Source organism: Qipengyuania sp. RANM35, from assembly GCF_041021145.2.
GTDB classification, from domain to species: Bacteria; Pseudomonadota; Alphaproteobacteria; order Sphingomonadales; family Sphingomonadaceae; genus Qipengyuania; species Qipengyuania soli.
In genome coordinates this window covers 1,151,364-1,164,565 of sequence record NZ_CM196433.1, presented here as the reverse complement: position 1 = coordinate 1,164,565, position 13,202 = coordinate 1,151,364, and the positions used below count along the sequence as shown (strand labels likewise).

The window sequence follows — 13,202 nt, the reverse complement described above, 5'->3', positions numbered from 1 at the left end:
CAATGGCGGCGCGAGGCCGCTCTATCAAGCAAGATAAGCTGGACCTGACGTCACGCCTGCTTGCCAGCGAACCTGTCGCTCGCCCGCACAAGCCCGTCGGTGATGCCCGGCTCGGTGTAGAGGTGCCCGCCATCGGGCACCATCTGCAGTTCGACCTCGGGCCAGGCCTGCTTGAGGTCCCAAGCCGAGCGGGGCGGGGTGCAGCAGTCGTGTCGGCCCTGGACGATCACGCCGGGAATGTCCGCCAGCTTCCATGCATTATCAAGCAACTGGCCTTCTTCGAGGAAGCAGCCATTGCGAAAATAGTGGTTCTCGATCCGCGCGGTGGCGACGGCATTTTCGCCCTCGGCCATGTGGTCGACCGTGTCTTCCTGCGGGAGCAGGGTGCAGGTCACGCCCTCCCAGCGGTTCCACGCAGCTGCAGCCGCCTTGCGGACCTCGGGATCGGGATCGTCGAGCAGGTCGCGATAGGCTTCGACCAAGTCGTCCTGCTTGTCATCGTCGATATGGGCGACGAAATTGTCCCATTCCTCGGGGTAGAGCTCGCTCGCGCCAAAGGCGCAAAGCCAGTCGAGTTCGATCTGGCGGCCGAGGAAGATGCCGCGCAGGACCAGTTCGCTCACCCGGTCGGGATGGGTCTGGGCATAGGACAGCGCAAGCGTCGAACCCCAGCTGCCGCCGAACACGAGCCATTGTTCATGCCCACACATCTCGCGCAGCTTCTCCATGTCGCTGACGAGATGCCAAGTCGTGTTGTGCTCGAGAGAGGCGAACGGAATCGAGCGGCCACAGCCCCGCTGGTCGAACAGCAAGACGTCGTACAGCGCCGGATCGAACTGCCGCCGCTGACCCGGGCTGCATCCGGCGCCGGGGCCGCCGTGCAAGAAAACCGCGGGCTTGCCACCCGGCGTGCCGACCTTTTCCCAGTAGATCGTGTGGCCGTCACCAACCTCGAGCATGCCGGTCTCGTAAGGCTCGATCTCGGGATAGAGCGTGCGGCGTTCCTGGGTCATTCCGCGTCCTTCCTCTCTACGACGACGATCGGACCGATAGGTGCGCCCGTATCGAGCCGGTCGGTTGCCGGGTTCCACAGCTGAGAAACGGTCCCATCGAGGTAAAGAGCGTTCTTCACCTTGAGCTCGTCACGATAGAACCGTGCGATCTTGCCGAAAGAGACCGGCGCGTTGGAAATAACGAAATGGGCGCGGCCCTGATCGTCGACGCCCACTGCATTGCGCACGAGGCGCGATGGGCCGTCATTGGTAATTTCGGGGTGGAGTTTGCCGTCAATGACCAGCATGGGTCCAGATTGCGTCCCAAAGACAGGTCGGTCCTTGACGTTGGCCAGAAAATCCTCGGTTGTACGGACGCGCCATTCCCCGTTGGTTCCGTAGAACACGCCGTTAGGCTTCATGTGGAAATTGCCTTCGCCGTCGGCGGTATTGAGCTCCTTCAGACGCTCCGAATTCTCGACGAAATAGCCGATCGGCTTGCCCTCGTCGTCGAACATGCCGGCGTTCATGGCGAAGGCGACCTTGTCAGGAGAATGCGTTTTCGCAAACTCGCTCAGGCTACGATAGGGAGCTTCTCCGCTCGGCCCCAGATCCATCGAGATGGTGTGGCGCGAAGGCGTTGCGAGGCAATGCGTCAGGGGAGCGTCTTCGAAAATGATTGAGCGACAGGCACTTTCCACAGCGCTCGCGACACTGGGAGTGGGTGTCGGCGTCGCGGCATCGGCCTTGCCGTCAATCCGAGTCCGCGCCACGGGCTTCCCTTCGGGCTGCGCTTCGCAGGCCGTCAGGGCCATTAGGGAAAGGATGGCGATAGTCGTCGTCTTCATTGGCCGAAACCGGGCTCCTGGGCTAGGCGAACCGCCTCTCTTGCCGCAGCGAGTAGGGCCCCCGCCTTGGCTTCGCATTCGCGCTGTTCATAGGCTGGCTCGCTGTCGGCCACGATCCCTGCACCTGCCTGCACATGCATTTCGCCGTCTTTCACCACCGCGGTCCGCAAGACAATACAACTGTCGACGGAACCATCGGGCGCAAAATACCCCACACCCCCGGCATAGGGGCCGCGGGTGTTGGGCTCGAGCTCCGCAATGATTTCGCACGCGCGAATCTTGGGGGCACCGCTAACAGTGCCTGCAGGGAAACCTGCGAAGAGCGCGTCCAGCGCATCGCGATCCTCTGCCAGACGACCGACGACGTTGCTGACGATATGCATGACGTGGCTGTAACGTTCGACGGTGAAACTTTCGGTGACTGTAACGCTGCCGGATTCGGCGACCCTGCCGACGTCGTTGCGGCCAAGGTCGAGGAGCATCAAGTGCTCAGCACGCTCTTTCGGGTCGGACAGAAGCGATTGTTCGGCAAGCCGATCTTCTGCAGCAGTAGCGCCACGCGGTCTCGTTCCTGCAATCGGGCGAATGGTCACTTCGCCGTCGCGGACGCGCACGAGAATTTCAGGACTTGAACCGACGACAGCGAAGCCGGGCAGGTCGAGCAGATAGAGGAAGGGCGAAGGGTTCACCCTGCGCAACGAGCGATAAAGCGCCATCGGCGGCAGTTCGAAGGGCGAGGTGAAGCGCTGTGACAGCACTACCTGGAAGATGTCGCCCGCAGTGATGTATTCTTTCGCACGCAGGACCATCGCCTCGTAATCTGCGGCGGGCATGGTCGGCGACAATGCCGGCTCGGGATGCGCGGTGGCGTCGACATGTTCGAGCGCCGTGGGACGGGATAGCTTGCGGAGGACCTCGTCGATGCGATCCGCTGCGATTTCGACCGATCCACCCTGCCAGACTGGTGCAATGCAGTAGAGCGCATCGCTCAGCCGGTCGAAAATGAGGATGACGGTGGGCCGAACGAACAGCATGTCGGGCAATTCGAGAGCTTCATTCGCAGGTCTGGGTAGCTTCTCTACAAGCCCGATCGTTTCGTACCCGAAGTAGCCGACGAGGCAGGCGAGGGCAGGGGGCAGCTCTTCTGGCACGTCACAGCGACAATCACGCATGAGCGTTCGTAGTGCGTCAAGGGTGCCCGCGTCGCAGGCCTCGAATGCCTCGCGATTGCTGCGCCAATCGGCATTGATCTGGGCGTTTTGGCCCGTCGCTCGAAAGACGAGATCGGGATCGAGGCCGATGAGGCTGTAGCGTCCGCGCACCTCGCCGCCCTCGACGGATTCGAGCAGGAAGTCGCCGCGTCCCTCCTCGAACAGCTTTAGGGCTGCACCGACAGGGGTCTCCGTATCGGCCACGACCTTGCGCCAGACGAGCGCAGCGCGGCCTGCCTCCAGCTCGGCGCGTGCCCGCCCTTCGCCTTCCAGCAAACCGGTCAAGCGCGCCTCAATTCTCGCCGAGCAACTGCTTGCGAACGGCGTCGATGGCCGACTGGTTGCGCTCGACGCCCAGTTCATCGCGCATGGCGAAGCTCAGCTGCTTGGCGAACTCGTCGCCTAGCAGTGGCCCCATCTGGGTTCGTGCCTGTGCGATCAGGGGATCGTCCTTGGCAAGATTGTCCATCGTCACATCAGCAAGGTTCACGACATAGAAGCCAGCCTTGTTAGGACCTTCGAGCTTCTTCGTGGTTCCTTCCGCCATGCTGAACAGGAGGGCTAGCGGGGGAGGGATGCGACGCTCGCGTTCTGCAGCCAACTGTTCACGCGTCAGATTGACTGCGTCGGGACTCGGGAGTGCGACCTTTTCGGCCGCGAGGGCCGCAGCAAGTGTCGTGCCGCTCCGCACCTTTTTGAGTATCCTGTCCGCAGCAGCCTGAGCTGCCTTCATGCCTTCGGCCTGGCGCCAGCTCTGCGCGACGACTTCCTTAATGTCCCCGAAGGGCGCAGTCGCAGCTGGGGTGATGTCGCTCACCTCGTAAACGAGATAGTCCTGACCACCGGCCAAGGGTGCAATCTCCGGCTCTTCCTCCTCCATCTGGAAGGCGGTCGAAAGTGCAGGTGCAAGAATTGCGGGTAGCGTCTCGTTCGGCGAACGATAGATGCGACCGTCGGCGAGAGCGGGCTGGGTTGTCGTAAGCTCGAGACCACGCTCCTCAGCAATTTCACTGAGCGTTGCCCCGTCGCTAATCTGATCCTCGATTTCGATGGCGAGGTTGGCGAGGCCCGTCGATCGCTTCTCTGTGCGGAGGGCATCTTCGATCTCACCGCGAACCTGCGCAAGCGTGCGAGCCGGCTTGGAATTGACAGCATCGATCCGGGCAACATGCCAGCCCAGTGAGCTGCGAGCCGGTTGAGCAACCGATCCCCGCGCTGCGCTGAAATACGCCTTGGCCACTGCCTCGGAAGCCTGGCCGGTCAATGCCTTGCGGTCGACATCGGTCACCGGAGCAGCACGAAGGCCTGCCTCACGCGCTACGGCCTCAAGCGAGGCGCCCCCTTCAACACGCTGGCGGATCGACTTTGCCGCAGCTTCGGTCGGAACGATGATCTGGGTGAAATTGCGTGTTTCGCTGGCAGCGTACTGCGCCTTGTCGCGCTCGTAGCGTGCCGCAATTTCCGCGTCGGTGGGATTGACCCGATCTCCAAGCGCAGCGGCATCGAAAGTGGCGAAACGGATAACGCGCCGCTCTGGGCGCACGAAGAGCGCTCGGTTTGAATCATAGAATGCTTTGAGCGTGCTGTCCGATACGGGACCCTTCGGCGCATAAGCAGCCGAAGGAAGCAGGGCGATCGTCCCTTGGCGGCGCTCCTTGAATAGCTGGGCATAGCGATAGGCCAGCTTTTGCGGGACCGTCGCGCCGAACGATGCCGGCATGAACACTTGTTGCGAGAGAAGCGAAGTACCAAGGTCGTCACGCGCCTGCGCGTCTGTAATGCGCTGTTGTGCGAGAACCTGGCGATAGGCAGTCTCGCTGAAATTTCCGTCGGGACCGCGGAATGCCGGAATCGTCCGGATTTCGCTGTTCACCAGGTTCGCGCCGGCCCTGATTCCGTATTTCTGGGCAAAGCCTTTGAGCGAGAACCGGTCGATGAGCGCATCCAGGACCTGTTCGAGACCCTTCTCGGCGACGAAGGTCTGCATCGTGATCGTCGGACGATCCTGGCGCACCCGGTCGAGACCATTGTTCGCAGCGCGGATTAAATCACTGGTGCCGATCTTCTGGTCCCCGACAACCGCCACCCGGTCGCCGCCAGCCACACCACCGAAGGTCCCGGTGCTGGACACGTCGGCACTGGCAAAGGCCAATGCGATAAGGCCAAGGAAAACCAATGCGAGCGCGAGGCCCAGCTTGGTCTTGAACATGTTGCGGAAGAACTGGAGCATGGTCTGCGGGCGATCCCGTAAGCTTGATTGGCGGGCTTCCCATGTGCGAGCGGCCCTTCGTCGAGTGGGCGCTTTATCCGCCCTGCGACCTCCCCGCAACAGGTGCGAAAGGGTTTTGACGCGCAAACAAAGCTTGTCTAGCGAAGCCTACACCTTGGCCCCTATAGCGGACCGCAAACATCCATTCATCGCAGGAATTCGCAATGGCCGAACGGCCCTACATCGTTGGCAATTGGAAAATGAACGGCACGCGCGCCATGCTGTCGGAAGCGCGCGCCATTGACCGCGCTGCACAGCGTTACATGAAGGTCGAGGTCGCTCTGGCTCCTCCCTACACGCTGATTCATGCGGTCCACCGCGAAGCTGAGCAGATCGGCATCGGCGCGCAGGACTGCCATCCCGGGGCAGAAGGTGCGCACACCGGCGACATCGCCGCATCCATGCTGGCTGACGCGGGAGCGAAGTTCGTAATTCTCGGACACAGTGAGCGTCGCCAGGACCACGGCGAGACCAACAAGCTCATCAACGCCAAGATCGAATCAGCCCTGGAAGCGGGTCTTCGGGTCATCCTTTGCTGCGGCGAAACGCTGGAAACCCGAGATGCCGGAGATGCGGAGGACTTCGTTCTGCGCCAGCTCAAGTCTGCGTTGCCGGCGTTCGGTGACCCGGCGGAGCGCCTGACCATCGCCTACGAACCGATCTGGGCGATCGGCACAGGACGCACCGCCACTGCACAGGACATCGAGGCGACGCACCGAGCCATCCGTACGCTTCTCGACAATACCTATGGCGAGGATGTTTCCGCACAGGTCCGCATTCTTTACGGCGGTTCGGTAAAGCCCGAGAACGCGCGCGAAATTCTTTCGACGCCGGAAGTCGGCGGGGCACTCGTTGGCGGCGCTAGCCTCAGCGCCGAGAGCTTCCTCGGCATCGTCGTCGGCGCTTCCGAAGCCGAAGAGGCCTGATCGGGGCGGCAGGGCCGCACGGCCTTGTCGTTTCGCTCGTGCGCGCCTAGATGCGCGACTGATCCGAATTCTTGAAGAGTACCCCTTTCGATGTTTCTGTTTCTCACCGTCCTCCAGGCGATCGTCGCAGCCGCTCTTGTCGGTGTTATCCTGATGCAGCGCTCGGAGGGCGGCGGCCTTGGCATCGGCGGTAGCCCATCGGGCATGCTGAGCGCGCGCGGCGCGGCGGATTTCCTTACCCGCTCGACCCGCTGGCTGGCCATTCTCTTCGTTGTTCTGTCGATCGCCCTTGCTGCAGTCGCAGTGAAGAACTCGGGCAACAACAGCCTCGAATCGACGCTTGATCGAGCGGTTGCACCATCGCAGCCGGTCGATCCGCTCGGCGCTGCAACCACCGGTGAGCAGCCGGCGACCGCTCCTGCGGCAGCAGAGACTGCTCCGGCCGCCGATCCGTTGGCCGACGTAGCCGAATAACCACAACCGCAGCGCGAATTGTGGATTGCGCCGCAAATGCGGCGCAATTCGCATGGCTTTGCGCTTGCCCCGACTCCAATCCTCAGCTTAAGGCCCGACTCCCATGGCGCGGTATATTTTCATCACCGGCGGCGTGGTCTCCTCGCTTGGCAAAGGTCTCATGGCAGCATCGCTTGCTGCCCTCCTCCAGGCGCGCGGCTACAAGGTCCGCATTCGTAAGTTCGATCCCTACCTTAACGTGGATCCCGGGACGATGAGTCCCTATCAGCACGGCGAGGTCTATGTGACCGACGACGGGGCGGAGACCGACCTCGACCTCGGCCACTACGAGCGTTTCACGGGCGTTTCTGCGCACCAGGGCGACAACGTCACTTCGGGCCGGATCTACCAGCAGATCATCGCCAAGGAACGCCGCGGCGATTACCTCGGCGCGACGGTGCAGGTGGTCCCGCACGTCACCGATGCGATCAAGGAGTTCGCGCTCGCCGACCAGGGCGACCACGATTTCATCCTGTGCGAGATCGGCGGTACGGTCGGCGATATCGAGAGCCTTCCTTTCATGGAGGCGATTCGCCAGCTGAGGAACGAGCTAGAGCCACTGCAGTCGCTGAGCGTCCATGTGACGCTGGTGCCCTACATCAAGGCTGCGGGCGAGTTGAAGACCAAGCCGACCCAGCACTCGGTCCGTGAGCTGGCCAGCTTGGGCATCAAGCCCGACGTGCTGCTGTGCCGCGCCGAGCATCCGATACCGGACGGCGAGCGCCAGAAGATCGCCAACTTCTGCAACGTCCGCAAGGAAGCGGTAATCCCGGCCCTCGACGCGCCTTCTATTTACTCGGTCCCGCTGCAATACCACGCGGAAGGTCTCGACAGCGAAGTACTGCGCGGGTTCGGCATCACCGACGCGCCCGAACCCGACCTGTCGCGCTGGTACGACGTCGTCGATCGCCATCAGAACCCCGAAGGTGAGGTCACCATCGGCGTGGTCGGCAAGTATGTCGGCCTGCAGGACGCCTACAAATCGCTCAACGAAGCGCTGGTCCACGGGGGCATGGCCAACCGGGTGAAGGTCAACATCAACTGGATCGATGCGGAAATCTTCGAGCAGGGAGACAGCGATATCGCCGCCCAGCTCGAACCGATGCACGCCATCCTCGTGCCAGGCGGTTTCGGTGAACGCGGAAGCGAGGGCAAGATCGCTGCGGTACGCTTTGCGCGTGAGCGCAATGTTCCGTTTTTCGGGATCTGTCTCGGAATGCAGATGGCCTGCATCGAAGGGGCTCGCGCGGCCGGCTTCGAAAAGGCAAGCTCCACCGAGTTCGGCGAAACGAGCGAGCCTGTGGTTGGCATCATCACCGAATGGATGACGCAGGAGGGGCTCCAGACCCGGGAAGCCGGCGGGGACCTTGGCGGGACAATGCGCCTGGGCGCTTACGAAGCGAAGCTTACTGCCAACAGCCACGTTTCCACCATCTATGGGGGAGCCACCACGATTTCGGAGCGCCACCGTCACCGATACGAGGTCAACGGTGCCTACATGGCTCCGCTGGAAAAGCAGGGCCTTATCTTCTCGGGCATGTCTCCCGACGGGCTTCTTCCGGAGATCGTCGAGCGTCCTGACCACCCATGGTTCGTGGGGGTGCAATTCCATCCGGAATTGAAATCCAAACCCTTCGATCCCCACCCGCTTTTCGCTGGATTCGTCAGGGCTGCGTTGGAACAGGCGCGTCTCGTTTAGAAACTTTTTGGAAGTAACCCCTGTCCCAAGTCACTGATTTGGTTGAGGTCAGTCTGAAAACACTTGTAACCATGCGACAAACGGCAGTTTTCCGCCGGTTTGCGGGTTTATCTTTTGACATATCTGGGGCAAAAGCCCGGCATTGCTGACGCAAATTTGCGTGGGCTTTCGAGACATTAGCAACGCCAAAGAGCGGTGGGCTTGCCTCGAAGCCGGTTGTCTTCTGCGACCCGGACGGCCGATTTTGGGGCTTGGCGGCGTTATGCGTCGCGGGGGCGGAACCTCGGTTCCGCCCCCTATTGATTCCAACGATCTTGGTCGGAGACTGAGGCTCAGGCGGCCTTGGAACCGTCGTCCTCGTCCTTCACCACCTCGAGCGTCTTCTGCGCGCCGATCATGACCTTCTTCGGCTTCATCGCTTCCGGCACTTCGCGCACCAGATCGATCACCAGAAGACCGTCGGCGAGGTCGGCATTGTCGACGCGCACATAGTCGGCCAGCTCGAAACGGCGTTCGAAGCCGCGGTTGGCGATGCCGACATGCAGCATCTCGCCTTCGACGGTTTCATCGCGCTTCTTGCCCTGGATGGTCAGCAGGTTCTGCTGGGCGGTGATATCGAGGTCGGCAGGACGGAAACCGGCCACCGCGAGGGTGATGCGGTATTCGTCGTCACCGCGACGCTCGATGTTGAAGGGGGGGTAGTTGTCGCCACCGGCATTGCGCGCCTGGCGCTCCATCAGGTCGAACAGGCGGTCGAAGCCGACGGTGGAACGACGATAGGGGGTAAAGTCCATACGGTTCATCGAAACAAATCCTCTCTTTGAGCGATTCATCATGGCGGGGCCCGTTTTGGCACCCCGTCGCCGCTGCAGCCTGCAACGGCACCTTCGAGATAGGCGAGGCGAAATGTCTTTCAAGACGTGAAGTGGCGCACTAGCTCAGAGACAAACTGCGAGGTCATGCATGAGTCATCCCCCTGTCGTCATCTACACCAAATTCGGCTGTGGTTATTGCTTCCGCGCCAAGCGGCTGCTCGACCAGAAGGGGGTAGATTATACCGAGCATGACATCACGATGGGCGGTCCCAAGCGTTCCGAAATGCTGGAACGCGCACCGGGTGCGATGACCGTCCCGCAGATTTTCATAGGCGAAATCCACGTCGGCGGGTCGGATGACCTCCATGCCCTCGAGCGAGAGGGCAAGCTGGATGCGATGCTGGAAGCCTGAGTGACGCGGATAGCGCTCTTCCAGATGAACACGGGGATCGATCCCGTGACTAATGCACGCGATCTTGGCGAGGCGGTCCGGCAGGCAGCAGGGGAGGGTGCATCGATGCTCTTCACCCCCGAAATGTCGGGACTGCTCGATCGCAATCGCGCGCGAGGCGCCTTGTCCATCGTGCCCGAAGACCAGAACCCCAGCCTCGCGGCAGTGCGCGAGGCAGCGGCGGCGACAGGAATTTGGGTGTCTATCGGATCATTGGCAGTGATTGCCGAGGACGGGCGTTGGGCAAACAGGGCATTCGTAGTGAACGGGCTAGGCGAGGTCGTGGCCCGCTACGACAAGATGCACATGTTCGACGTCGACCTGGCCACGGGCGAGAGCTGGCGAGAATCGAACGCCTACAAGCCTGGCGACCAGGTGGTCGTGGTCGAGGCTACGCCGGTTGGACGCCTGGGCCTGACCATCTGCTACGATCTGCGCTTTCCTGCCCTGTTCGAGGCACTCGGCAACCGCCTGTGCGATGTCATTGCTATCCCTGCCGCATTCACCGTGCCCACGGGGAAGGCGCACTGGCATGTCATGCAGCGGGCGCGGGCCATCGAAGCCAGCGCCTTCGTCGTTGCGGCAGCGCAGGTCGGCGAACACGAGGATGGGCGGCAAACGTTTGGCCACAGCCTGGTGGTGGACCCTTGGGGCGACGTACTTCTCGACATGGGGGGCGAGCACTCGGGAATTGGGTTCGCGGAGATCGACCTTGGCCGGATCGCCGAGGTACGCGCTCAGGTTCCCAGCCTTGCCAACCGGCGTGAGATCGCCAAATAGGCGCCACGATGATCGTATTCGACCTCTGCTGCAGTGAAGGCCATCGTTTCGAGGGCTGGTTCGGCTCGTCCGGCGATTACAGTTCCCAGCAGGAGCGGGGGCTGGTCACTTGCCCGGCATGCGGTTCGTCACAGGTAGACAAGGCGCCCATGGCTCCTGCGGTTCCCGCCAAGGGGAATACCCGGGCCGAGCAATCGACGCAGATGGTACGCGGGGAAATGCCGGCCGAGGTGAAGCAGGCGCTGAAGGCCCTGGCCGAGGCGCAGGCGAAGGCGCTCGAAAAATCCACTTGGGTTGGTGCGGACTTCGCCGAAAAGGCGCGGTCAATGCACTATGGAGAAGCAGACGAAGCGCCGATCCATGGCCAGGCTTCGAAGGAAGAGGCCGAGGAAATGCTGGCCGAAGGCATTGCCGTCGCCCCCTTGCTGTTCCCGGTCGCGCCGCCCGAAGAACTCAACTGATTGTTTCTGCTTTCCCAGCCGCTATAGGGGGCCGGGGGCGCCCGTAGCTCAGCAGGATAGAGCACCAGATTCCTAATCTGGGGGCCACAGGTTCGAATCCTGTCGGGCGCACCATTTCCTTGGTCTATCGACCAAGCCGCCTTGCATAGCTGGCCAACGCGCTGAGCAGCAGGGACATGCCCACGAGCAGTAGGCACGTACCGGTCCACCCAAAGCGATCGTATGTTGCTGTGCCCGCGAAACTGGCGAGGCCTGCACCCGAAAACATCAGCACAACGTAGGCAGTGGTTAGCCTGGTTCGAACTTCCGGTTGGAGCGAGAGGAAGGTCATCCGACTGGTTACGTCGATGCCGGGACCAACGAGATTGGTGATGAATAACGGCAGGAGGAGAGTGGCAATCGAACCGCCGAGGGGCCACAGCAGGCAGATCCCGCAAAGTTGCAGCAGCGCGAACATGGAGCGCGCCTTGCGTGGTCCGACACGATCCGCCCAGCGGCCGAGGCGTGGGGTCGAGAAGACGCTAACCGCGGCGATACCCGCGAGATATCCTACCGTGTCGGTGCCGTACCCCATCTCCGGCGAAGTCAGGTAAAGCGACAGCCCGAGCCACATGGCGACGAACTGCCCGAAATTGAGCGACTGGATCGCGCCGGACAAGAGAACCTCGGTGTGCGTCCGCACTATGGGGAAGACCGACTTCAGCAGCGCCGGGTAGCTCCCGTGCGCGACTGCTCCCGCCTCACGGGCCTCCATAATGCGAGGAAGCATCAGCGTGACGGCAGCCATCAGACCCGTCGCAATCCAATAGACTGTATGCCAGCCGAAGTGCTCTGCGATGACGCCAGCCCCTACCCGTGCAAGCAAGATGCCGAGAACAGCCCCTGAAGCGATCAGCGCTGTGACGTGGCCGAGCCTTTCGGGCGCTACTCGCTTCGAGGCATAGGCGGGCAGCAGGTAAGGGGTGATTGTGAAGAAGCCGAGCAGCGTCGATCCGGCGACGAACAGTGCAAAGTCCTGCGCCAACGTCATCGCGACCATCGACAGCGTCTGCCCGGTCACGCAGATTGTCGCGAGACGGCGATTGGACAAGCGATCGCCCAGCGGCAGAAGCAGGAAAATGCCGAGGGCAAGGGCGATCTGGTTGAGTGCCGGCACCAGACCGATGCGTGCATGGCTCACTCCGAAATGATCGGCGACCTCGCCGATTATCGGGTGAATGTAATAGGCATTGGCCACCACCGCGCCCGAGGCAATTGCCAGGGCGATTTCCTGCTGTTTGGTGAGGTGGGAGGCTTCGTTCAAGCGAGATGGCCGGCCTTGCGGGCCATGTCGATGATCCCTTGGGCTAGTTCGACGGGACGGTCCTCCTGGCTGAAATGCCCGCACCGGCTCAGCATGGCGTGCGGCTGACCCTCGGCACCCTTGATGCGCTTGCTCAGCATGGGGCCACCCGCTCCCAGGACCGGATCATCCTCGCCGAACAGCGTCAGGAAGGGACCGCTGAATGCCTCGAGCCCCTTCCACGCCTCCATATTCTCGGCAATTCCGTCCATCCCGTCCTCGACCGGCACGAGCTGCGGAAAGGCTCGTGCTCCGGCCTTGCTTGGCTCATCGGGGAAGGGAGCATCATAGGCTGCAACCTCTGCTTCGCTCAGCTCGGTCTTTGTCGCCCTTTGGAGGATTCCGCCGATCGCGAACTCGGGAGAACTGCGCGCAAATTCACGCCATGCCGTGAACCCGTCGGAGACCTTGCCGCCGGTGGGGAGGGCAGCGTTGCTCGCAACCACGCAGGTGAAGCGATCCGGCTCCTGTCCCACCATGCGCAGGCCCAGCAGGCTACCCCAATCCTGGCAGAACAGCGCGGCGGGGCGAGGCTCGACGGCATTGCGCCATTGTTTCAGCCAGTCGACGTGGCGGGCATAGGTGTAGAACGAAATGTCGTCCGGCTTGTCGCTCTTGCCGAAGCCGATGAGGTCGGGGGCGAGCACACGAAAACCGGCGTCGACCAGGATCGGGATCATCTTGCGGTAGAGAAACGACCAGCTCGGCTCCCCATGGTAGAGCAACACGGGCGGCGCTTCCTTGGGTCCCTCGTCCACATAGTGCTGGCGCGCGGTCAGCCCGTTGCCAAGGTCGACCTCGAACCAGTGCTCGGCAAAGGGATAATCGGGCAGGTCGGAGAAACGATCGGCGGGTGTGCGAAGGATGTCCATCGGCGTTTCTCCCTCGACCGGAC

At 62.2% G+C, this 13,202-nt stretch carries 13 protein-coding genes and 1 tRNA gene; 7 read left to right on the top strand and 7 right to left on the bottom strand.

Features of this window, described 5'->3' with window-relative positions; translation table 11 throughout:
- Window positions 1–50 precede the first annotated feature (50 nt).
- Genes pip through RAM60_RS05880 form a run of 4 tightly spaced genes read right to left on the bottom strand, consistent with a single transcriptional unit; the run spans window position 51 to window position 5,281 of the window.
- On the bottom strand, window positions 51–1,013 hold the full coding sequence (gene pip / locus RAM60_RS05895; protein ID WP_369025179.1) for a prolyl aminopeptidase: 963 nt from the start codon (window positions 1,011–1,013) through the stop codon (window positions 51–53).
- A complete protein-coding gene (locus RAM60_RS05890; protein WP_369025180.1) occupies window positions 1,010–1,840 on the bottom strand; it encodes a phosphodiester glycosidase family protein in 831 nt (276 codons plus the stop codon). The genes pip and RAM60_RS05890 overlap by 4 nt, the downstream gene beginning before the upstream one ends.
- Complete coding sequence (gene trpE / locus RAM60_RS05885; RefSeq protein ID WP_369025181.1) at window positions 1,837–3,336, bottom strand: anthranilate synthase component I; 1,500 nt, start codon at window positions 3,334–3,336, stop codon at window positions 1,837–1,839. Before trpE ends, RAM60_RS05890 begins: the two co-directional genes overlap by 4 nt.
- Window positions 3,337–3,343: 7 nt before the next feature.
- Complete coding sequence (locus RAM60_RS05880; protein ID WP_369025182.1) at window positions 3,344–5,281, bottom strand: peptidyl-prolyl cis-trans isomerase; 1,938 nt, start codon at window positions 5,279–5,281, stop codon at window positions 3,344–3,346.
- Between the two features lie 203 nt (window positions 5,282–5,484).
- On the opposite strand from RAM60_RS05880, the gene tpiA reads away from it, so the two are divergent.
- The 3 genes from tpiA (at window position 5,485) to pyrG (ending at window position 8,458) form a co-directional block, all read left to right on the top strand.
- The gene (tpiA, locus tag RAM60_RS05875; protein ID WP_369025183.1) at window positions 5,485–6,246 is read left to right on the top strand and encodes a triose-phosphate isomerase; all 762 of its coding nucleotides are present in this window, start codon (window positions 5,485–5,487) and stop codon (window positions 6,244–6,246) included.
- A 90-nt stretch (window positions 6,247–6,336) separates the two neighbouring features.
- A complete protein-coding gene (gene secG / locus RAM60_RS05870) occupies window positions 6,337–6,720 on the top strand; it encodes a preprotein translocase subunit SecG (RefSeq protein WP_200983865.1) in 384 nt (127 codons plus the stop codon).
- A gap of 103 nt (window positions 6,721–6,823) precedes the next feature.
- Window positions 6,824–8,458 (top strand): CTP synthase, encoded by a 1,635-nt coding sequence (pyrG, locus tag RAM60_RS05865; RefSeq protein WP_369025184.1) that lies wholly within the window; start codon window positions 6,824–6,826, stop codon window positions 8,456–8,458.
- A gap of 332 nt (window positions 8,459–8,790) precedes the next feature.
- Here pyrG and RAM60_RS05860 read toward each other — a convergent pair whose 3' ends face one another.
- Window positions 8,791–9,261 (bottom strand): Hsp20 family protein, encoded by a 471-nt coding sequence (locus tag RAM60_RS05860; RefSeq protein ID WP_369025185.1) that lies wholly within the window; start codon window positions 9,259–9,261, stop codon window positions 8,791–8,793.
- A gap of 160 nt (window positions 9,262–9,421) precedes the next feature.
- Here RAM60_RS05860 and grxC point away from each other — a divergent pair, with 160 nt between their 5' ends.
- From grxC to RAM60_RS05840, 4 genes are all read left to right on the top strand, one after another.
- Window positions 9,422–9,685, top strand: a complete 264-nt coding sequence (gene grxC, locus RAM60_RS05855) for a glutaredoxin 3 (protein WP_369025186.1) — start codon at window positions 9,422–9,424, stop codon at window positions 9,683–9,685.
- Window positions 9,686–10,504 (top strand): carbon-nitrogen hydrolase family protein, encoded by an 819-nt coding sequence (locus RAM60_RS05850; RefSeq protein WP_369025187.1) that lies wholly within the window; start codon window positions 9,686–9,688, stop codon window positions 10,502–10,504.
- Window positions 10,505–10,512: 8 nt separating this feature from the next.
- A complete protein-coding gene (locus RAM60_RS05845; protein WP_369025188.1) occupies window positions 10,513–10,965 on the top strand; it encodes a DUF1178 family protein in 453 nt (150 codons plus the stop codon).
- A 37-nt stretch (window positions 10,966–11,002) separates the two neighbouring features.
- Window positions 11,003–11,079, top strand: a tRNA-Arg gene (locus tag RAM60_RS05840).
- Between the two features lie 10 nt (window positions 11,080–11,089).
- On the opposite strand, the gene RAM60_RS05835 is transcribed toward RAM60_RS05840, so the two are convergent.
- The gene (locus RAM60_RS05835) at window positions 11,090–12,268 is read right to left on the bottom strand and encodes an MFS transporter (protein WP_369025189.1); all 1,179 of its coding nucleotides are present in this window, start codon (window positions 12,266–12,268) and stop codon (window positions 11,090–11,092) included.
- On the bottom strand, window positions 12,265–13,179 hold the full coding sequence (locus RAM60_RS05830) for a haloalkane dehalogenase (RefSeq protein WP_369025190.1): 915 nt from the start codon (window positions 13,177–13,179) through the stop codon (window positions 12,265–12,267). The genes RAM60_RS05835 and RAM60_RS05830 overlap by 4 nt, the downstream gene beginning before the upstream one ends.
- Between the last annotated feature and the right edge of the window lie 23 nt (window positions 13,180–13,202).

Bases quoted from the DNA above. Each gene is read 5' to 3' on its own strand.
- RAM60_RS05845 (WP_369025188.1), top strand. From the start codon at position 10,513: ATGATCGTATTCGACCTCTGCTGCAGTGAAGGCCATCGTTTCGAGGGC.
- RAM60_RS05860 (WP_369025185.1), bottom strand. From the start codon at position 9,261: ATGAACCGTATGGACTTTACCCCCTATCGTCGTTCCACCGTCGGCTTC.
- pip (WP_369025179.1), bottom strand. From the start codon at position 1,013: ATGACCCAGGAACGCCGCACGCTCTATCCCGAGATCGAGCCTTACGAG.
- pyrG (WP_369025184.1), top strand. From the start codon at position 6,824: ATGGCGCGGTATATTTTCATCACCGGCGGCGTGGTCTCCTCGCTTGGC.
- RAM60_RS05880 (WP_369025182.1), bottom strand. From the start codon at position 5,281: ATGCTCCAGTTCTTCCGCAACATGTTCAAGACCAAGCTGGGCCTCGCG.
- RAM60_RS05830 (WP_369025190.1), bottom strand. From the start codon at position 13,179: ATGGACATCCTTCGCACACCCGCCGATCGTTTCTCCGACCTGCCCGAT.
- tpiA (WP_369025183.1), top strand. From the start codon at position 5,485: ATGGCCGAACGGCCCTACATCGTTGGCAATTGGAAAATGAACGGCACG.
- grxC (WP_369025186.1), top strand. From the start codon at position 9,422: ATGAGTCATCCCCCTGTCGTCATCTACACCAAATTCGGCTGTGGTTAT.
- RAM60_RS05890 (WP_369025180.1), bottom strand. From the start codon at position 1,840: ATGAAGACGACGACTATCGCCATCCTTTCCCTAATGGCCCTGACGGCC.
- secG (WP_200983865.1), top strand. From the start codon at position 6,337: ATGTTTCTGTTTCTCACCGTCCTCCAGGCGATCGTCGCAGCCGCTCTT.